Below are 19166 nucleotides of genomic sequence, written 5' to 3' on the forward strand. Positions count from 1 at the left end.
AAGACGAGACGACCGGTGGCACGATCGACACCCGTCAAGAAGGCGCTGCGCTCGCTCACCTGGTTGGTGATCATCATGGCTGCCCTGGCCGGCCTGAACACCGCCGCGTCGGTGCTCGCCGCCAACAGCAAGGACGACACCGACGAGTGGTTCGCCGGCGCGAGCTGGGTCCCCGAGTTGGCGCTCGACCTGCAGGGCGGCACGCAGCTGACCCTCGCGGCGCAGAACACCGAGGGCGGTTCCGTCACCTCGCAGCAGTTGAACCAGGCGGTCAACATCATCCGCCAGCGCATCAACGCGACCGGCGTCTCCGAGTCCCAGATCAACACGCAGGGCACGAACAACATCGTCGTGTCGATCCCCGGCAAGCCCGACAAGGCGACGATCGACCGGATCGAGGCAGCGGCGAAGCTGACCTTCCGACCGGTGCTCTACACGGAGGCCGCCACGAACACGGCGGTCGGCGGCAGTGACGGCGGGACCGCCTCGCCGACGCCGTACTCGCCGCCGGCATCGCTCGACGCGACCCCGAGCGCGAAGCCGACCAACGGCAGCGACCTGTCCCAGGTCACGCCGGCGCTGCAGGACCTGTACACGAACTACAACTGCGCGGCCCCGGACGACGTCACGGCGGCGCCCGACGACGAGCCGCTCGTCACGTGCGACCAGGACGGCGCCGCGAAGTACATCCTCGGCCCCGTCGAGGTCTCCGGTTCCGGCATCAGCAACGCGACCTCGGGTCTCGCCACCGACTCCCAGGGCGCGACCACCGGGCAGTGGGCCGTCAACCTGACGTTCTCGGGCAAGAGCTCGGACGACTTCCGCGACGTCACGAGCCGCCTCGTCAAGCTCCCCGCGCCGCAGAACCAGTTCGCGATCGTGCTCGACGGCACCGTCATCACGGCGCCCGCCTCGAACGCGGCCATCACGAACGGCAAGGCGCAGATCACCGGCAACTTCACCGCCGAGTCGTCCAAGACCCTGGCCGACCAGCTGAAGTACGGCGCCCTGCCCATCAACTTCCAGGTGCAGTCGAACGAGAACATCTCGGCGACGCTCGGTACCGCACAGCTCGTCGGCGGTCTCGTCGCCGGCCTGATCGGTCTGATCCTGGTCGTGATCTACTCGATCATCCAGTACCGGGCGCTCGCGTTCGTCACCGTGCTCTCGCTCGGCGTCGCGGCGGTGCTGACCTACCTCGTGATCGCGATCATGTCGTGGCGTGTCGACTACCGACTGTCACTCGCCGGCGTGGCCGGTCTCATCGTGGCCATCGGCATCACGGCGGACTCGTTCATCGTGTACTTCGAGCGCATCCGTGACGAGCTCCGCGACGGCCGTGGTCTCGAGAGCGCCGTCGAGTCGGGCTGGAAGCGCGCGCTCCGCACGATCCTGGCATCGGACTCGATCAACTTCCTCGCCGCGGTCGTGCTCTACATCCTGGCCGTCAGCGACGTGAAGGGCTTCGCGTTCACGCTGCTCCTCACCACCCTGATCGACGTCGTCGTGGTCGTGCTCTTCACGCACCCGATGATGCAGCTCATCGCCCGGAGCCGGTTCTTCGGCGAGGGGCACAAGTTCAGCGGACTCGACCCGTCCGCCCTCGGCGCCGTCTACCGCGGTCGGGCGCAGTTCCGCGCCCCGGTCGTGGACGGCAAGCGCCAGCGCAGCGCGGGCGAGGCCCAGCGCCGCCAGACGATCGCAGAGCGGAAGGCCCAGCAGGCCTCCGGCGACAACGGCTCCACGCCGGACGGGAAGGACGACTGATGGCCAGCTTCAGCCAGTTCGGCAGCGACCTCTACACGGGCAAGCGTTCCTACGACATCGTCGGGCGCCGCAAGACCTGGTACCTGATCGCCCTCATCGCGATCGTCGTGTCGCTCGCGGTGCCGTGGCTCCGCGGCGGCTACCACCTCGGCATCGAGTTCACCGGCGGGTCCGAGTTCACGATCTCGAATGCGAAGGACCTCGACCAGTCGGTCGCCACCCGCACGGTCGAGTCGATCGTCCCCGAGGGCGTGCCGCGCGTCTCCCAGGTCGGCCAGGACGGCATCCGCGTCCAGACCGAGCAGTTGACGGACCGCGAGACCAGCGAGGTGCAGGACGCCCTGGCCGAGGCCTACGGCGTGTCGGACGACCAGGTCGCCTCGACGTACATCGGCGCGACCTGGGGAGCCGACGTGCTCGCGCAGGCGATCCGCGGTCTCGTCATCTTCCTCGCGCTGGCGGCCGTGGTGATGGCCGTCTACTTCCGCACGTGGAAGATGTCCGTGTCCGCCATGGTCGCGCTGCTGCACGACCTGCTCATCACCGCCGGCGTCTACGGCATCGTCGGGCTCGAGGTCACCCCCGCTGCCGTCATCGGCTTCCTGACCATCCTCGGGTACTCGCTGTACGACACCGTCGTGGTGTTCGACAAGGTGCGCGAGAACACGTCGCAGGAGTCGCACCGCACCTTCGTGCAGTCGGTGAACCTCGCCGTGAACCAGACGCTCGTCCGGTCGATCAACACCTCGGTCGTGGCGCTCCTGCCGGTCGCGGCGATCCTCTTCATCGGGTCGTACGTGCTCGGCGCCGGCACCCTGCGGGACATCTCGCTGGCACTGTTCATCGGCATCATCGTCGGCACCTACTCGACGATCTTCATCGCGTCGCCGATGTACGCGCACCTCCGCGAGAACGAGCCCAAGGTCAAGGAGGCCGACGCGAAGAAGACGCGGGCGGCCGAGAAGCGCCAGCGCGAGGTCGACGCCGCGGCCGAGGTCGCCTGATGGCGGTCGAGGTGCACGACGTCGACGTGGCCGAGGCCCGACGTCGGCTCGACGGAGGCGCGCGGTTGTTCGACGTGCGCGAGCAGGGGGAGTGGGACGAGGTGCACGCCCCGGAGGCGACGCTCGTCCCGATGTCCGAGCTCGTGGCCCGCTGGCAGGAGATCGACGGCGGTGACCAGCCCGCCATCGTCGTCTGCCACTCCGGCGCCCGCTCCGCGCGGGTCGTCGCCGCCCTCGAGCAGTCCGGGGTGCCGGCGGTGAACCTGACCGGCGGCATGGTCGCCTGGGAGCAGGCGGGCGAGCCGGTCGTGCGCGCCGGATCGTTCGGCGACGCCCAGGGCGAACCGCGTCACGAGCACTGATCGGACGCGCGTAGGCTTGCCAGACCGTACCCGGACACCGGTCGCAGGAGGCGCATCATGACGGACACCCGTGAGTCCTCGTCGCAGGGTGCGCCCACGCCCGGCGCGAGCCGTCCCGGGTCCGCGCCGCGGCCCTCCAGTCCGCTGAACGCGACGACCACCGGCAACCTCGGTTCCCTGCGGTCGCTGCTGCCGCGCCTCTTCTCGCGGGCGCAGCCCGCAGGGGCGGTCGACACGCTCATCCGTACCGTCCGGTCGCACCACCCGAAGGCCGACGTCACGCTCATCGAGCGGGCGTACTCGGTGGCCGAACGCGCCCACGACGGCCAGAAGCGGAAGTCCGGCGAGCCGTACATCACCCACCCGGTCGCGGTCGCGCAGATCCTCGCCGACCTCGGGATCGGCACGATCACGATCGCCGCGGCGCTCCTGCACGACACGGTCGAGGACACCGACTACCAGCTCGACCAGCTGCGCGCGGACTTCGGCGACGAGATCGCGATGCTCGTCGACGGTGTCACCAAGCTCGACAAGGTCAAGTACGGCGACAGCGCGCAGGCCGAGACCGTGCGCAAGATGGTCATCGCGATGTCGAAGGACATCCGCGTCCTCGTCATCAAGCTCGCCGACCGCCTGCACAACGCGCGCACCTGGGGTTTCGTGGAGTCCGCGTCCGCGTCGCGCAAGGCCAAGGAGACGCTCGAGATCTACGCGCCCCTGGCGCACCGGCTCGGCATCCAGATGATCAAGCTGGAGCTCGAGGACCTGTCGTTCGCGGTCCTGCACCCGAAGCTGTACGTCGAGATCGACAGCCTGGTCAAGGAACGGCAGCCGAAGCGCGAGCAGTTCGTGCAGAACGTGATCGGCACGCTCAAGAAGGACCTGAAGGCCGCGAAGGTCCGCGGCGAGGTCATGGGCAGGCCGAAGCAGTACTACTCGATCTACCAGAAGATGATCGTGCGCGGGCGCGAGTTCGACGAGATCTACGACCTGGTCGGCATCCGCGTGCTCGTGCCGACCGTCCGCGACTGCTACGCGATGCTCGGCTCCGTGCACGCTCGGTGGACCCCGCTGCCCGGTCGCTTCAAGGACTACATCGCGACGCCGAAGTTCAACCTGTACCAGTCCCTGCACACGACGGTGCTCGGACCGCAGGGCCGTGCCGTGGAGATCCAGATCCGCACGCACGAGATGCACCAGCGTGCCGAGTTCGGTGTCGCGGCGCACTGGAAGTACAAGCAGCGTGCCCAGGGACGGGACGTCGACGCCTCCTCGACCACCGACGACCAGGACATGGCGTGGCTCGCCCACATCACCGACTGGCAGGCCGAGACGAGCGATCCGGGCGAGTTCCTCGACTCGCTCCGCTACGAGATCGGCGCCAAGGAGACGTACGTCTTCACCCCGCAGGGCAAGGTCATCGGCCTGCCCGCCGGTGCGACTCCGGTCGACTTCGCCTACGCGGTCCACACCGAGATCGGGCACCGCACGATGGGTGCCAAGGTAAACGGGCGCCTCGTCCCGCTCGAGAGCACGCTGTCGAGCGGTGACGTCGTCGAGATCTTCACCTCGAAGAACCCGGACTCCGGCCCGAGCCAGGACTGGCTGACGTTCGTCCGCAGCCCCCGTGCCCGCAACAAGATCAAGCAGTGGTTCACCAAGGAACGCCGCGAAGAGGCCATCGAGCAGGGCCGTGACGCGATCGCCCGGGCGATGCGCAAGCAGAACCTCCCGCTGCAGCGCATCATGAGCCAGGACTCCATCGCCGAGGTCGCCTCGTCGATGCGGTACGACGACGTCTCCGCGCTCTACGCGGCGGTGGGCGAGGGCCACGTGTCCACGCAGTCCGTCATCGAGAAGGTGCTCGGCAACGTGCAGACCGAGGCCGAGACGGACGAGCCCGAGCTCGCCTTCCCGCGACAGGTCACGAGCCGCCAGCTCCGGAACAGCGACAGCGGTGTGCTCGTCCGCGGCGCGCCCGACATCCTGGTGAAGCTCGCGAAGTGCTGCACGCCGGTGCCCGGCGACCAGATCGTGGGCTTCATCACCCGCGGTCAGGGCGTCTCCGTGCACCAGGCGTCGTGCACGAACGTGAAGTCACTGATGAACGAGCCCGACCGGATGATCGAGGTCGAGTGGGCCCCGTCGTCGAAGTCGGTGTTCCTCGTGCAGATCCAGATCGAGGCGCTCGACCGCTCCGGGCTGCTCAGCGACGTCACACGCGTCCTGACCGACCACCACGTGAACATCCTGTCCGCGACGGTGTCGACGTCCTCGGACCGCCTGGCGCTCAGCCGGTTCGTGTTCGAGATGGGCGACACGACGCACCTCGACCGGGTGCTGAACGCCGTGCGGCGGATCGACGCGGTCTACGACGTGTACCGGGTCAGCGCGGGCTGACCCCGGCGGGCGCCTGATCGGGTGACGCGGCGATCGCCTGGTCGAGACGCCGGGCCGCCTGCCGCACCATGGGGATCGTCCCGAGCGCTGCCAGGCGGCGCCGGACCTCGTCGACCCGCACCACCCCGATCGCCACGAGGCCGCGCAGGGCATCGCGCGCGGACGCGTCGAACGCGCCGGGGGCGCGGAGCAGGTCGACCGCGGTGCGCTCCGGCGAGGTCACCCGGATCGGGCCCACCAGCACGGTGTCCTCGGCGGGGAGCCGGACCTCGCGCAGCCGCACGTCGGGGTCGACACGGATGCGGACGGTCGGCGGGACACTCACCTCGACCGGCGAGGGCGGACGCGACGTCGCACCCCAGATCCAGGCAGCGGACCGCCCGCTCACCACCACACGCTCGTCGGGCACGCGCCACGCGTGCGCGGCGGCGCGGAGTGCGGGCGTCTGCGGTTCCGCGGGGGAGGCCCAGCACCACCCGACGGGGACGAGCTCGCCGGCGAGCACCGCAGCGCGGAGCTCCGTCTCCGGCCAGTCGTCGCTGGTCAGCAGGCGGGGCGTCGGCACCCGCTCATCCTGCCGGACGGACGATCACCGCGGTCGGCCCTGTGGAGAGGACGTCGGCCTCGGCGCTGCGAGCGTAGCCGTGATCGCGACCGCGACCGCGGTCCCGCGCCCAGCACGAGCGCGCGCCCGTGAACGGGCACGTGTGCCCGGGTGCCCGGGTGCCCGTGTCGCGTCAGCGCAGTACGTCGGCGCGGTGGACGAGCGCTGCCGCCCCGATGAGCGGCCCGTCCTGGGACAGCGCGGTCGGCACGATCCGGACCTTCGTCACGAAGCCGAACTCGACCCGCTCGGCCACCGCCTTGCGGGCGTACTCGAACAGGTCCGGCGTCACGTGCGAGAAGCCGCCGCCGATCGCCACGACCTCGAGGTCCACCAGGCTCGTCGCCGCCGCGACGGCCTGTCCGAGCGCCCGCCCGCTCCGCCGGACCGCCGCCACCGCGATCTCGTCGCCGGCCGCGTACGCGGCGGAGAGCTCCTCGCCGGTGCTCCCGGCGAAGCCCTGTCGCTGCGCCCAGGCGACGGTCTTCGGCCCGCTGGCGACCGCCTCGAGACAGCCGGTACCGCCGCAGGCGCACGGGTCGTCGAAGCCGCCGCACTCGACGTGGCCGATGTGTCCGGCGTTGCCGGTGGGTCCGCTCACCGTGCGCCCGTGCAGGATGAGACCGCCGCCGACGCCCGTCGACACGATCATCCCCATGACGTGGTCCGAGCCCTGCGCCGCACCGACCCAGTGCTCGGCCAGGGTGATGGCGAGCCCGTCCATCCGGAGCGTCACCGGCACCCCCTCGGGGACCAGGGCCGCGACCCGGTCGCGGAGCGGCCACCCGCGCCACACCGGCATGTTCAGGGGCGAGACGAGGCCGTGCTCCTCGTCGACCGGACCGGCCGCGCCGACGCCCACGCCGACGAGCCGGGCGTCCGCCGGCAGCGTCGCGAGGGTCGCCGTCACGACCTGGTCGACCGCCGCCTGCAGCTCGTCCGCACTCCGCAACGGTCCGGTGGGCTGCCGGTGCCGGGTGCCGGGCAGGACGACGCCCTGGTCGGTGACGAGGGCCGCCTCGACCTTGGTGCCGCCGAGATCGACGGCCAGCGCGATCGCGGACGAGGGGGACAGGGGTGCGGTGCTGGACATGCGCGCTCCGATGCGGCGGTCTGGAGGCCCGGCTCACCGTGACGACGTGACCTCGCGTCGGTGCGAGCCGGCCCCGGCGGTGTGGTCGGGTCGGTCGTTGCTGGTCCGGGCGTCCGGACGGACCGGGTCGGTCCGTCCGGGCCAGGGTGGGGCCGCTCGCGTGCGCGGGCGGCCGAGACGTCAGTAGGAGGAGGTGTCGTCGCCGAGTGCCGACGCGGTTCCGGTGGACGCCCGGTGTGCGACCTCGTCGAGGATGCGTGCCGAGGCGCTCGTGCCGATGCGGTCGGCACCCGCGCGGACCATCTCGAGCAGCGTGTCGAGACCGCGGACGCCGCCGGATGCCTTGACACCCGTGTCGGGACCGACGGTGTCCCGCATCAGTCGGATGTGCTCGGCCGTCGCGCCGCCGCCGGCGAACCCGGTCGACGTCTTCACGAAGGCCGCGCCGGCGCGCTGGGCCGCTCGCGATGCGGCGACGATCTCGTCGTCGGTCAGGAACGCGGTCTCGAGGATGACCTTCACCACGGTGTCCCCGGCGGCGTCGACGACCGCACGGACGTCCTGCTCGACCCGGGCCCAGTCACCGGAGCGCGCTGCGCCGACGTTCTGCACCATGTCGAGCTCGAAGGCGCCGTCGGCCAGGGCCTGCAGCGACTCGGCGACCTTCGCGGCGGTGGTCGTGGTGCCGTGCGGGAACCCGATCACGGTGCCGACGCCCACCCCGGTGCCCTGCAGGCGCTCCACGGCGTGCGCGACGTCGCTCGGACGGACGCAGACGCTGAAGACCCGGTGCGCCGCGGCCTCGTCGAGCTGCGCATCGACGTCGGCACGCGTGAGCTCGGGCTTCAGGATCGCGTGGTCGATGAGGGCGCGCACGGCGTCGGCGCCGAGCTCGTGCTGGTCGGCCCGGTCCTGGTGTGCGGGGATCGCTGCGTTGTCCACCCGGAAAGCCTACCCGGAGGCGACGCGCGTACCGTGCCCTCCATGCAGGTCCTCGTCACCGGTGCGACCGGGTACATCGGCGGACGACTCGTCCCCCGCCTCCTCGAGGCCGGGCACGACGTCCGTGTCTTCGTCCGCACGCCGCGGAAGCTCCAGGACGTGCCCTGGCACGACGACGTCGAGGTCGCCGAGGGCGACCTGCAGGACGCCGAGGCGGTCCGGTCCGCCGTCCAGGGCGTCGAGGCCGTCTACTACCTCGCGCACGCGATGGGTGCCGACGGCGACTTCGAGCAGGCCGAGCGGGACGCCGTCGAGACGATGGCGCGCGAGGCCCACGACGCCGGTGTGCGCCGCTTCGTCTACCTGGGCGGACTGCACCCCGACGGCGAGCTGTCGAAGCACCTCCGGAGCCGGAAGGAGGTCGGGGACGTGCTCCTGGCCTCCGGCGTGCCGACGATCGCCTACCAGGCCGGTGTCGTGATCGGCTCGGGGAGCACCTCGTTCGAGATGATCCGCCACGTGACGGACGTCCTGCCCTGGATGCCGGCACCCCGCTGGGTCCGCAACCGCATCCAGCCGATCGCCGTCCGTGACGTCCTCTACTACCTCGTCGAGGCGCTCGGCATCCCCGCCGACGTCAACCGGACGTTCGACATCGGTGGTCCCGACGTCCTCAAGTACGGGCAGATGCTGAACGGCTACGCGGTCGAGGCGAAGCTGCCGCAGCGCCGCTTCACCGTGCTGCCCGTGCTGACCCCTGGTCTCTCCGCACACTGGTTCAACATCGTGACGCCGATCCCGCGGAAGCTCGCGACACCGATCATCGAGTCGCTCCAGTTCGAGTGCGTGCAACGCGAGCACGACATCGACCGGTACGTCCCGCGTCCGGAGGGCGGACTCACCTCCTACCGCCGTGCCGTCCGGCTGGCCCTGACGAAGATGCGGAAGGGCGAGGTGCAGACGAGCTGGCGCAGCGCCACGCTCTCCTCCACCCCGGCGGACCCGCTGCCGAGCGATCCGGAGTGGGCCGGGCACACCGTCTACGTCGACGACCGGAAGCGGCACTCGAGTGCGAGCGCGGACGACGTCTGGCGCGTCGTGGAGTCGATCGGCGGTGAGAACGGCTGGTACTCCTTCCCCCTGGCGTGGGTGGCACGCGGGTGGATGGACAAGGTCGCCGGCGGGGTCGGCCTGAACCGCGGTCGACGCGACCCCCACCGCCTGGAGCAGGGCGATGCACTCGACTGGTGGCGGGTGGAGCGGCTCGAACGCGGGCGCTACCTGCGGCTCCGCGCCGAGTTCAAGTCGCCGGGACGCGCCTGGCTCGAGATGCGGGTCACCCCGAGCGACGACGGCGGCAGCGACTACCACCAGCGGGCGATCTACTTCCCCCAGGGACTGCCCGGACGCCTGTACTGGTACGGCATCCTGCCCTTCCACGGCATCATCTTCCCCGGCATGGTCGAACGCATCACGGCGGCGGCGGAGCGCGAGTCGCAGCACACGGAGTCGACGGGGCGGAACTGGACCCAGCAGAATGGGCCGCAGGAACCGGTACACGAGGAGGCAGCATGACCACCGAACACCCCACCGTCCTGTTCCTGGGCGACAGCATCACCGAGCAGGGTTCCTGGGACCAGTGGCTCCCGGGCGAGCGCACGAGCAACCAGGGCGTCGGCGGCGACACCACCGACGGGGTGCTCACGCGACTCGACGCCGTGATCGCCGAGCAGCCCGAGGTGATCGTGCTGCTCATCGGGACGAACGACTTCGGGAACCACCGGTCGAGCGTCGAGCACGTCGTCCGCGGCGTCGAGTCGATCCTGGTGACGCTCCGCCGCGAGCTCCCCGGCGTCCGTCTGCTGCTGGTGTCGATCCTGCCCCGCCAGGCCGACTGGTGCGCCAAGATCGAGGAGGCGAACCGGCACCTCCGCCAGTTCGTCGCCACCTGCCACGCCCAGTACCTCGACCTCTGGCCGGCCCTCGCGGAGGACGACCACCTCGCCGACCGCTACACCGAGGACGGCCTGCACCTCACCGCCGACGGCTACCGCGCGGTCGTCGACGAGCTCGTCCCGGCGCTCGAGCGCGTCCGCGGGCTGCCGCCGATGTCCCGTCCGATCCAGGCGATCGACCTCGAGGAGGCCGGCGCCTGATGGCACGGAAGGGTCGGCCGCCCGCAGGCTCGTCGCTGCAGGGGGTGCCGACGCACCGCCCCGACGAGCGCCCGGCGACCACCGTGGCGTCGGCCGACGGGATGCCGCCCTTCACGCGCCCGGCACTCGCGCCCTCGCTGCTCGCCGCGGTCGTCCTCATCGCCTTCGTCGCGGTCCTCGACTCCTCGGGCTTCGTCTTCGTCCGGTGGGGCGTGACGGTGCTCGCGCTGATCGTGCTCGTCTTCGCCGTCCGGGGCCGCTCCTGGTGGGCCGTCGCGCTCACGGCCGCGATCGTGGTGTGCTGGAACCCCGTCGTGATCGTGCCGATCCCCGGCCAGGTCTGGGCGGGCCTCCAGCTCGTCGCTGCCGCGGCCTTCATCCTGACCGGCATCGCCGTCAAGGTGCCGCGCGGGACGGACGCGGGGCGCGCCTCCCGACCGTGACCGCGCGGCGCTCGCGCGCGCCCGCCGGACGGTAGGATCGCAGGAGTCGGGCACAGGGCCCGGCTGATGCGATGCGAAGGGCATGGATGAGCCACGAGACCGAGCCGGCGACCGAGAGTCCTCTGCTGAACCCTCGACCGTCCTCCGGCGGTCTCGACCGACCTGACGTCGTCGTCCGCAAGGGACGCCTGACCCTGGTCAACGGGCACCTGACGCCCCAGCAGTCGATGATCGAGGACCTGTTGTTCCTCGACGACGCGCTCACCGCCGGCGACGTCGACCACCTGCTCATCCGCGGCAACGACCGACGTCCGGTCGTCGCGGTCGACGAGCGCGACCGGCAGCGTGCCGAGAGCGCGATCATGGCCGCCGCGGTCAACGAGCCGTTCTACGCGAAGCCGCCGGGACAGCCCGCCGTGCTCGTGCTCGACGACGGTCTCGGATCGGTGGACGAGCCGGTGCTCCGGCTCTTCCGACCCCGGCTCGAGCCGATGGGACGCCTCCGCTACGGCGCCGAGACGAGCGTGCAGCTCGAGTTCTGGCGCGTGACCGACACCGAGGTGCTCGCCCCCGTCGAGAACGCCCTGATGCGCCGCAGTCTCCCCGTCGAGGAGTTCGAGCTCGTCGACATCGAACGCTACGGCCGCACCTGGCGCACCGTCGAGCACATGTTCGACGACCACGTGTCGGACATCCGGTTCCCGATCGACATCGTCTTCTCGTGGGTCGACGGCAACGCGATCGAGTACCAGCGCGCACGTCAGGCCGCGCAGGCGAACGCCGTGCTGGGGGAGGGCGACGACGCTCCGGCGCGCTTCCGACAGATCGACGAGCTGAAGTACGCGCTGCGCTCCGTCCACACCTTCGCGCCGTGGATCCGCCAGATCTACATCGCCACGGACTCGCCGGCGCCCGCGTGGCTCGCCGACCACCCGAAGGTCCGGATCGTCCGGAGCGAGGAGTTCTTCGCAGACCCCTCGGTGCTCCCGACGCACAACTCGCAGGCCGTCGAGTCGCAGCTGCACCACATCCCGGGCATCAGCGAGCACTTCATCTACTCGAACGACGACATGTTCTTCGGACGGATGGTCGAGCCCTCGGTGTTCTTCAGCCCGGGGTCGGTGTCGAAGTTCATCCTCGCGACCACCCGCATCGGGCTCGGGACGAACAACCCGGCACGGAGCGGGTTCGAGAACTCCGCCCGCGTCAACCGTCGCCTGCTGCAGCAGCGCTTCGGCGCGGTGACCACACGGCACCTCGAGCACGCGCCCACACCGCTGCGCGCCTCGATCATGACCGAGATGGAGCACGAGTTCGCGGACGAGTTCCGCGCGACGATGGCATCGCGGTTCCGCGCGGCCGAGAACATCTCCGTGACGAACTCCCTGTACCACTACTACGCGCTGCTCACCGGTCGGGCGATCGTGCAGGAGAACGCTCCGGTGCGCTACGTCGACACGACCATGCAGTCCGGGCTGAAGGCGCTGGAGGACCTGCTCAAGAAGCGGAACGTCGACTTCTTCTGCCTGAACGACGGGAGCTTCCCGGAGGTCTCCGACGACGAGCGCACGCGGCGCGTGACGGACTTCCTCGAGAAGTACTTCCCGTTCCCGGCGCCGTGGGAGCAGGACGCGCAGTAGTCCCCAGCAGGGGCGTCCGGCACGGTCTCCCTCGTGGCGGCGAGCGGGCCGATGACGGCACTGTCGGTGCGGCGGGCGGGCCAGCCCTGGCGCCTCCGAGCGAGCGGGCCATTCCTGCCGCGCTGGGCGCGCGGGCGCGACGAGTCGTGCCCGGCGGACGACCGGCGCGCGGCATGTCGTGCTCGCTCGGCGGGCAGGAGTGGCCTCAGCGACGGACGGGGGAGGTGGGCACCGTGTCGAGGGTGAAGACCGGGATGCTCGAGGTGACGGGCGCCGGCTCGACGGCCGGGGCGATGGTGATGCCGGCCGCAGCGAGACGCGCCTCCGTCTGCTCCGACGACACCGGTTCGCCGACCGTGGAGTAGTGGCCGATCGGCACCACCGAGTGCACGACGTTGTTCCCGTACACGTGGACGAGGTTGAACGACTGCGCGCCGTCCTGCCCCCGTGTACCGCCCTGGTACTCCGTGAGGTCCTGCGTGTAACAGGTGGCACTCGCAACGGACACGGGCACGCCCGCGAACACGGCGCTCGTCGAGTAGTGCAGGTGTCCGGCGATGATCGAGATGACGTCCGATCCCTCGATCACCTCCGCGAGGGCCGCCTGGTCGCGCAGTTCGACGAGGACGGCGAGGTCCTGCACGCTCGGCACGGGCGGGTGGTGCATGGCGAGGATCGTGCCGTGCGGCGCCGCCTCGGACAGCACCTCGGCGAGCCAGTCGAGCTGCGCGGGGGAGACCTCGCCGTGGTGTGCCCCCGGCACGCTCGTGTCGAGGGTGATCACGCGGAGGCCGTTCACGTCGTAGACGAAGTCGACCGGACGATCGGTCGGCTGCAGCCCGAAGAGCTCCTGGCGGAAGGCACCGCGCTCGTCGTGGTTCCCCATGGCCCAGATGACCTGCGCGCCGATCCGGCGGGCAGCCGGCTCGACGATGTCGCGGATCCGGACGTAGGCACCGGCCTCGCCCTTGTCGGCGACGTCGCCGGTGACGACGATGGCCTCCGGGTGGGTGCCGGAGGCCTCGATGTCGGCGACGATCGCCGAGAGCCGTGCTGCGGAGTCGACGTCGCCGTAGAGCGCGCCGTCGCCCGCCACGAGGTGGGTGTCGCTGAGGTGGAGGAGGAAGTGGTTCGGCCTGGGGTGTTCGGCCGTCCGGCTGTCCATCGGTCTCTCGTTCCGTTGGCGGATGCGTGGTGCAACACGTTGCCACACCGTCGAGGACGAGTCCAGCACGCCACTCTGAATGCACGGTGAACCGGGAGTGGCGAGTCTGCTCCGGAACAGGCGGACGAACGAGCCCCCCGACCACGGTGTGGTCGAGGGGCTCGTTCGTTCTTGCCGAGGAACCTAGTGGTTGGCTGCGCCCAGCGCGGGGGCCTGGGCCTGGTGGTCGCCCTCCAGCTCCGGGCCGTGGTGCGCGGCGTGCGCTGCCTCGAGCTCGGCCTTCGTGACCGGCGCGATGCGGTCCTCGAAGAAGAAGCGGGACAGGTTGGCACGGACCTTCTGCACACCGGTGATCCGACCCTTGGCGTCCGGACGGACCATGAGCGGCTTGTACTCGTTGAACTGCAGGAGCTTCCAGCGCTCGTACTCGTCGAGCTGCTCGTGCACCTCGATGTACTCGCCGTGCGGGAGCCGGACGATGCGACCCGACTCGTAGCCGTGCAGGACGATCTCGCGGTCCTTCTTCTGCAGCGCCAGGCAGACACGCTTCGTGATCCAGAAGGCGACGAACGGACCGAGGACCGTCGTGGCCTGGATGACGTGGATCACGTGCTCGATCGACACCATGAAGTGCGTCGCGATGATGTCCGACGAGGCAGCGGCCCAGAGCGACGCGTAGAGCGTGATGCCCGCGGCACCGAAGGCGGTGCGGGTCGGAGCGTTGCGCGGACGGTCGGCCAGGTGGTGCTCACGCTTGTCGCCCGTGACCCACGCCTCGAGGAACGGGTAGGCGAACATCGCGATGATGAGCGCCATGAGGACGGCGATCGGGACGAGGATGTTGAACGACACCGTGTAGCCGAACCACACGACCTCCCAGTGCGGCGGCACCAGACGGAGCGCACCGTCCGCGAAGCCGATGTACCAGTCGGGCTGGGTACCGGCGGACACGGGGGAGGGGTCGTATGGGCCGTAGTTCCAGATCGGGTTGATCGTGAACAGCGACGCGATGAGGGCGAGGATGCCCGCGACGATGAAGAAGAAGCCACCGGCCTTCGCGGCGAACGCCGGGAGGATCGGGACGCCGACGACGTTCTCGTTGGTCTTGCCGGGGCCCGCGAACTGCGTGTGCTTGTTGATGACGACGAGCACGAGGTGGACACCGAGCACCGCGACGAGGATCGCCGGGAGCAGCAGGATGTGCAGCGTGTAGAGGCGGCCGACGATGTCGGTGCCCGGGAACTCGCCACCGAACAGCAGGTAGGCGATCCACACGCCGATCACCGGGACGCCCTCGATCATGCCGACGATGATGCGCAGGCCGTTGCCGGAGAGCAGGTCGTCGGGGAGCGAGTAGCCGGTGAAGCCCTCGGCCATGGCCAGGACCCAGAGCACGAAGCCGAAGACCCAGTTGAGCTCACGCGGCTTGCGGAAGGCACCGGTGAAGAACACGCGGGCCATGTGCAGCATCACCGAGGCGACGAACAGCAGGGCGGCCCAGTGGTGGATCTGTCGGACGAACAGACCACCGCGGATGTCGAACGAGATGTTCAGGGTGGACTGCAGCGCGGTCGACATCTCGACGCCCTTGAGCGGGACGTACGAGCCGTTGTAGACGACCTCGGTCATCGACGCCTGGAAGAAGAACGTCAGGAAGGTCCCCGACAGCAGGACGACGACGAAGCTGTACAGCGCGACCTCGCCGAGCATGAAGCTCCAGTGGTCGGGGAAGATCTTGCGCCCGACCTCCTTCACCAGACCCGAGATGCTCGTGCGCTCGTCGATGTAGTTGGCGGTGGCCCCGATGAGTCGGGACCCGCGCGTCGGCTCGGGCCGTGTGGCCGTGGCCGGCGCGCTCGTGGTGGTGGTGCTGGTCATCAGCGTTCACGCTCCCAGAAGGACGGTCCGACCGGCTCGTGGAAGTCGCTCTGTGCGACCAGGTAGCCGTCGTCGTCGATCGCGATCGGAAGTTGGGGGAGGGGACGTGCAGCCGGGCCGAAGATGACCTCGCAGTTGTTCGAGACGTCGAACGTCGACTGGTGGCACGGGCACAGCAGGTGGTGCGTCTGCTGCTCGTAGAGCGCGACCGGGCACCCGACGTGGGTGCAGATCTTGGAGTAGGCGACGATGCCGTCGTAGCCCCAGTCCTCGTGCCCCGCGGAGGGGTTGAGGTCCTTCGGGTCGAGACGCATGAGGAGGACGGAGGCCTTGGCCTTCTCCTCGAGCATGTGCTCGGAGTCGAGCATGCCGTCCGGGATGACGTGGAAGACCGAACCGATGGTGACGTCCGACGCCTTGATCGGCAGTCCCGTCGGGTCCTTCGTCAGGCGCATGCCGGACTTCCAGAAGGTGTGGCGCAGGAGCTCGTTCGGGTCCTCCGCCGGGGCGAAGTCACGGACGAGGACGACACCGGGCAGCGGGAAGGCCACCAGGGCACCGATCATCGAGTTGCGGATCAGCTTGCGACGGCTGAACCCGGACTCCTTGTCGGCGAGCTGGAACGCCTCGACCGCCTTGGCACGGGTCGCGTCGGTGCCACGGGTGCTGTGACGCAGTTCCGTGATCTCGCGGTCCACGACGAGCGACTTCGACCAGTAGACGGCGCCGAGGCCCAGCGCGAGCAAGGCCAGGGCGATCGCCAGACCGAGCCAGAGGTTGCCGGCACGGACCGTGCCGAAGTCCTCGGGGTCGATCGGGAAGGCGATGTACGCGGCGATCGCGAGGACGCTGCCCACGATGGACAGGTAGAAGAACGTGGCGACCTGACGCTCGGCCAGACGCTGCTTCTTCGGGTCGACATCGGTGCGGCGCGCGCGGTGCGGCGGCTCACCCGGGTTCTCGAACGGGTCCGCGGGGACGACCGCGATCCCGGCCGACGTGCTGGTCGCGCCGTGCTTCTCGACAGCCGAGGACGAGTTCACTGCCTCGTCGTCGTGCTCTGCCATGGTGTTCCCTTCAGTGTCGTTCGACACGGACGATCAGTTGGACTTCGCGGTCAGCCAGACGGTCATCGCGACGACCGCGCCGAGTCCGAAGATCCAGATGAACAGACCCTCTGCCACCGGGCCGAGGGAGCCGAGGGCGAACCCGCCCGGCGACTTGTTGTCCTGCACGTACTTGAGGTACGTGATGATGTCGGCCTTCTGCTCCGGCGTCAGGTTGAGGTCGTTGAAGACCGGCATGTTCTGCGGGCCCGTGACCATGGCCTCGTAGATGTGCTTGCCGGAGACCGACTGCAGGTTCGGGGCGTACTTGCCCTCGGTCAGCGCACCACCGGCGCCGGCCACGTTGTGGCACATCGCGCAGTTGATGCGGAAGAGCTCGGCACCCTCGGCAGCGTCACCGCCACCGTTCGTGAGGTCGGAGGAGGGGATCGACGGGCCGGGGCCGAGCGACGCGACGTAGGCGCCCATCGCGTCGATCTGCTCGTCCGTGAACTGGGCGGGCTTCTCCTCGGCCTGGGGGCCCTGCGCGGCCATCGGCATGCGACCGGTCCCGACCTGGAAGTCGACCGACGCGGCGCCGACACCGATGAGGGACGGACCCTCGCCGGTGCCCTGCGCGTCGAGACCGTGGCAGGTGGCGCAGTTCGAGGCGAAGAGCTTCTCGCCCTCGTTGACCTTGGACTGGCTGGACACCGCGGAGGTGGTGCTGTCGTCGGCGTTGGCCGTCGAGCTGAACAGCGCGTACGCACCGCCGGTGGTCATGAGACCGACGACGATGAGCGAGACGGTCGCCATCGGGGAACGGCGGCCCTTCTTGGACTTGCTTCTGGTGAACATGCGGTGGGGGGTGTCCAGTTCCTACTTGAGAAGGTAGATGACAGCGAAGAGGCCGATCCAGACCACGTCGACGAAGTGCCAGTAGTACGACACGACGATCGCGGTGGTCGCCTCCTTGTGCCCGAAGTTCTTGGCGGCGAAGCCGCGGCCGAGGGTCAGGAGGAAGGCGATGAGACCACCCGTGACGTGCAGGCCGTGGAAGCCGGTGGTCATGTAGAACGCGGAACCGTAGGCGCTCGACGAGAGCGTCACGCCCTCGTGCCAGAGGTTCGCGTACTCGAAGATCTGGCCGCAGACGAAGATCGCGCCCATGCAGTACGTGACGAAGAACCACTCCGTCATGCCCCAGTCCTTCGGGTTCCAGCTCGTGCGGTGCACCTGGAAGCGCTCCGCGGCGAACACCGCGAACTGGCAGGCGAAGCTGGACAGCACCAGGATGATCGTGTTCACCGAGGCGAACGGCACCTCGAGCTTGGCGGTCTCGGTCGCCCAGAGCTCGGGCGAGGTGCTGCGCAGGGTGAAGTAGATCGCGAACAGGCCGGCGAAGAACATGACCTCGCTGCCCAGCCACACGATCGTCCCCACGGCAACGGCGTTCGGCCTGTTCAGGACCGGACCGCTGGCGGATCTGGAGAGAGGGGTGCTAGTCACGTCCTCCATTATGGCCGAAACCACTGACAGTGTTTTCGCAGGACACTGGCGGGTCGTTCGAACTCAGTACGATCGAGCCATGTCCCACGCACTCTCCTGGCCTGCAGTGATCAGCGCGCTCATGGCGCACGAGGACCTCTCGATCAGGCAGTCCACGTGGGCCATGGAGGAGATCGTCCAGGGACGTGCGACCGCCGCACAGATCGCGGCCTTCGCGGTCGCGCTCCGGGCCAAGGGGGAGACCGTCGACGAGGTCGTGGGCTTCCGTGACGCCATCCTCGACGCCGCCGTCCCGCTGGACGTCGACCCGATGGCGCTCGACATCGTGGGCACCGGCGGCGACGTCGTCGGCACCGTCAACGTCTCGACGATGGCCGCGATCGTCATCGCGGCCGCGGGCGTGCCGGTCGTCAAGCACGGCAACCGCGCGAGCTCGTCGAAGTCCGGCTCGAGCGACGTGCTCGCTGCGCTCGGACTCGACCTCACGATGGACGCCGCGCGTGTCGCGGACACCTTCCGGCGTGTCGGTCTGACGTTCGCGTTCGCGAGCGCGTTCCACCCCGGCTTCGCGCACGCGGCACCGGTCCGGCGCGAGATCGGGGTGCCGACGGTCTTCAACTTCCTCGGCCCGCTGGTGAACCCGGCACGGTGCGAGGCGAACGCCGTGGGCGTCGCACAGCTCGAGCTCGTCCCGATCATCACGGGTGTCTTCCAGACCCGCGGCGCGACGGCGCTCGTGTTCCGCGGCGACGACGGCCTCGACGAGCTGACCACGACGGGCCACTCCCACATCTGGGAGGTCACGGGCGGCCGCGTCACCGAGCACGACCTCGACCCGCGCGACCTCGGGATCGCCCGCGCGCGCACCGAGGACCTGCTCGGCGGCGACCCGGAGCACAACGCCGCCGTCGTGCACCGCGTGCTGGCGGGTGAGACCGGTCCGGTCCGCGACATCGTGCTGCTCAACGCCGCCGCCGGCCTGGTGTCCTTCCGCCTCGCCGAGGACCCCGAGCAGGCGGACCGACCGATCCTGCAGCGCTTCCGCGAGCAGCTCGCCGTCGCAGCCGAGGCCGTCGACTCCGGCGCCGCCGCGCGGAAGCTCGCCGACTGGGTCGGCGCCGCGCCGGCGGCCTGAGCAGCCCCGCGAGGGACGCCGG

General features: G+C 69.9%; 17 protein-coding genes. 9 read left to right on the forward strand and 8 right to left on the reverse strand.

Features of this window, described 5'->3' with window-relative positions:
• Window positions 1-15 precede the first annotated feature (15 nt).
• From secD to Q9R28_RS02510, 4 genes are read left to right on the forward strand one after another with little or no spacing between them, the layout of a single operon-like run.
• Window positions 16-1767, forward strand: coding sequence for a protein translocase subunit SecD (secD, locus tag Q9R28_RS02495; RefSeq protein WP_066654296.1), 1752 nt, complete (start codon window positions 16-18; stop codon window positions 1765-1767).
• On the forward strand, window positions 1767-2771 hold the full coding sequence (secF, locus tag Q9R28_RS02500; protein ID WP_066654302.1) for a protein translocase subunit SecF: 1005 nt from the start codon (window positions 1767-1769) through the stop codon (window positions 2769-2771). The genes secD and secF overlap by 1 nt, the downstream gene beginning before the upstream one ends.
• Window positions 2771-3133 carry a rhodanese-like domain-containing protein gene (locus Q9R28_RS02505; protein WP_081984848.1) on the forward strand — a complete coding sequence of 121 codons (363 nt, stop codon included), beginning with the start codon at window positions 2771-2773 and terminating at the stop codon, window positions 3131-3133. The genes secF and Q9R28_RS02505 overlap by 1 nt, the downstream gene beginning before the upstream one ends.
• A gap of 57 nt (window positions 3134-3190) precedes the next feature.
• Window positions 3191-5533, forward strand: coding sequence for a bifunctional (p)ppGpp synthetase/guanosine-3',5'-bis(diphosphate) 3'-pyrophosphohydrolase (locus Q9R28_RS02510; protein ID WP_245171075.1), 2343 nt, complete (start codon window positions 3191-3193; stop codon window positions 5531-5533).
• On the opposite strand, the gene Q9R28_RS02515 is transcribed toward Q9R28_RS02510, so the two are convergent.
• The 3 genes from Q9R28_RS02515 to deoC form a co-directional block, all read right to left on the reverse strand.
• A complete protein-coding gene (locus Q9R28_RS02515) occupies window positions 5520-6098 on the reverse strand; it encodes a type IV toxin-antitoxin system AbiEi family antitoxin (RefSeq protein WP_311205399.1) in 579 nt (192 codons plus the stop codon). The genes Q9R28_RS02510 and Q9R28_RS02515 overlap by 14 nt on opposite strands.
• A 172-nt stretch (window positions 6099-6270) precedes the next feature.
• Window positions 6271-7230 carry an ROK family protein gene (locus Q9R28_RS02520; RefSeq protein WP_311205400.1) on the reverse strand — a complete coding sequence of 320 codons (960 nt, stop codon included), beginning with the start codon at window positions 7228-7230 and terminating at the stop codon, window positions 6271-6273.
• Between the two features lie 180 nt (window positions 7231-7410).
• Window positions 7411-8172, reverse strand: coding sequence for a deoxyribose-phosphate aldolase (deoC, locus tag Q9R28_RS02525; protein ID WP_396137143.1), 762 nt, complete (start codon window positions 8170-8172; stop codon window positions 7411-7413).
• A 42-nt stretch (window positions 8173-8214) separates the two neighbouring features.
• Here deoC and Q9R28_RS02530 point away from each other — a divergent pair, with 42 nt between their 5' ends.
• From Q9R28_RS02530 to Q9R28_RS02545, 4 genes are all read left to right on the forward strand, one after another.
• Window positions 8215-9747, forward strand: coding sequence for an SDR family oxidoreductase (locus tag Q9R28_RS02530; RefSeq protein WP_251160219.1), 1533 nt, complete (start codon window positions 8215-8217; stop codon window positions 9745-9747).
• On the forward strand, window positions 9744-10328 hold the full coding sequence (locus Q9R28_RS02535; RefSeq protein WP_311205401.1) for a GDSL-type esterase/lipase family protein: 585 nt from the start codon (window positions 9744-9746) through the stop codon (window positions 10326-10328). Before Q9R28_RS02530 ends, Q9R28_RS02535 begins: the two co-directional genes overlap by 4 nt.
• The gene (locus Q9R28_RS02540) at window positions 10328-10771 is read left to right on the forward strand and encodes a DUF6804 family protein (protein WP_311205402.1); all 444 of its coding nucleotides are present in this window, start codon (window positions 10328-10330) and stop codon (window positions 10769-10771) included. The genes Q9R28_RS02535 and Q9R28_RS02540 overlap by 1 nt, the downstream gene beginning before the upstream one ends.
• A gap of 86 nt (window positions 10772-10857) precedes the next feature.
• Complete coding sequence (locus tag Q9R28_RS02545; protein WP_081984855.1) at window positions 10858-12411, forward strand: stealth conserved region 3 domain-containing protein; 1554 nt, start codon at window positions 10858-10860, stop codon at window positions 12409-12411.
• Between the two features lie 205 nt (window positions 12412-12616).
• Here Q9R28_RS02545 and Q9R28_RS02550 read toward each other — a convergent pair whose 3' ends face one another.
• From Q9R28_RS02550 to Q9R28_RS02570, 5 genes are all read right to left on the reverse strand, one after another.
• Complete coding sequence (locus tag Q9R28_RS02550; protein WP_209682581.1) at window positions 12617-13576, reverse strand: phosphodiesterase; 960 nt, start codon at window positions 13574-13576, stop codon at window positions 12617-12619.
• 183 nt (window positions 13577-13759) lie between these two features.
• On the reverse strand, window positions 13760-15454 hold the full coding sequence (locus Q9R28_RS02555) for a ubiquinol-cytochrome c reductase cytochrome b subunit (protein WP_251155486.1): 1695 nt from the start codon (window positions 15452-15454) through the stop codon (window positions 13760-13762).
• A complete protein-coding gene (locus Q9R28_RS02560; RefSeq protein WP_066654314.1) occupies window positions 15454-16521 on the reverse strand; it encodes a ubiquinol-cytochrome c reductase iron-sulfur subunit in 1068 nt (355 codons plus the stop codon). Before Q9R28_RS02560 ends, Q9R28_RS02555 begins: the two co-directional genes overlap by 1 nt.
• Window positions 16522-16554: 33 nt before the next feature.
• Window positions 16555-17358, reverse strand: coding sequence for a cytochrome c (locus Q9R28_RS02565; protein ID WP_251155487.1), 804 nt, complete (start codon window positions 17356-17358; stop codon window positions 16555-16557).
• Between the two features lie 21 nt (window positions 17359-17379).
• Window positions 17380-18018, reverse strand: coding sequence for a heme-copper oxidase subunit III (locus Q9R28_RS02570; protein WP_058727853.1), 639 nt, complete (start codon window positions 18016-18018; stop codon window positions 17380-17382).
• Between the two features lie 70 nt (window positions 18019-18088).
• On the opposite strand from Q9R28_RS02570, the gene trpD reads away from it, so the two are divergent.
• Complete coding sequence (trpD, locus tag Q9R28_RS02575; RefSeq protein WP_066654317.1) at window positions 18089-19144, forward strand: anthranilate phosphoribosyltransferase; 1056 nt, start codon at window positions 18089-18091, stop codon at window positions 19142-19144.
• Window positions 19145-19166 lie beyond the last annotated feature (22 nt).

The organism is Curtobacterium sp. BRD11, from assembly GCF_031844345.1.
Taxonomy (GTDB): Bacteria; Actinomycetota; Actinomycetes; order Actinomycetales; family Microbacteriaceae; genus Curtobacterium.

Excerpts from the sequence above, each read along its gene's own strand:
- secF (WP_066654302.1), top strand. The coding sequence starts at position 1,767 with ATGGCCAGCTTCAGCCAGTTCGGCAGCGACCTCTACACGGGCAAGCGT.
- Q9R28_RS02505 (WP_081984848.1), top strand. The coding sequence starts at position 2,771 with ATGGCGGTCGAGGTGCACGACGTCGACGTGGCCGAGGCCCGACGTCGG.
- Q9R28_RS02510 (WP_245171075.1), top strand. The coding sequence starts at position 3,191 with ATGACGGACACCCGTGAGTCCTCGTCGCAGGGTGCGCCCACGCCCGGC.
- Q9R28_RS02520 (WP_311205400.1), bottom strand. The coding sequence starts at position 7,230 with ATGTCCAGCACCGCACCCCTGTCCCCCTCGTCCGCGATCGCGCTGGCC.
- Q9R28_RS02530 (WP_251160219.1), top strand. The coding sequence starts at position 8,215 with ATGCAGGTCCTCGTCACCGGTGCGACCGGGTACATCGGCGGACGACTC.
- Q9R28_RS02535 (WP_311205401.1), top strand. The coding sequence starts at position 9,744 with ATGACCACCGAACACCCCACCGTCCTGTTCCTGGGCGACAGCATCACC.
- Q9R28_RS02540 (WP_311205402.1), top strand. The coding sequence starts at position 10,328 with ATGGCACGGAAGGGTCGGCCGCCCGCAGGCTCGTCGCTGCAGGGGGTG.
- Q9R28_RS02545 (WP_081984855.1), top strand. The coding sequence starts at position 10,858 with ATGAGCCACGAGACCGAGCCGGCGACCGAGAGTCCTCTGCTGAACCCT.
- Q9R28_RS02550 (WP_209682581.1), bottom strand. The coding sequence starts at position 13,576 with ATGGACAGCCGGACGGCCGAACACCCCAGGCCGAACCACTTCCTCCTC.
- Q9R28_RS02555 (WP_251155486.1), bottom strand. The coding sequence starts at position 15,454 with ATGACCAGCACCACCACCACGAGCGCGCCGGCCACGGCCACACGGCCC.
- Q9R28_RS02560 (WP_066654314.1), bottom strand. The coding sequence starts at position 16,521 with ATGGCAGAGCACGACGACGAGGCAGTGAACTCGTCCTCGGCTGTCGAG.
- Q9R28_RS02565 (WP_251155487.1), bottom strand. The coding sequence starts at position 17,358 with ATGTTCACCAGAAGCAAGTCCAAGAAGGGCCGCCGTTCCCCGATGGCG.
- Q9R28_RS02570 (WP_058727853.1), bottom strand. The coding sequence starts at position 18,018 with ATGGAGGACGTGACTAGCACCCCTCTCTCCAGATCCGCCAGCGGTCCG.
- trpD (WP_066654317.1), top strand. The coding sequence starts at position 18,089 with ATGTCCCACGCACTCTCCTGGCCTGCAGTGATCAGCGCGCTCATGGCG.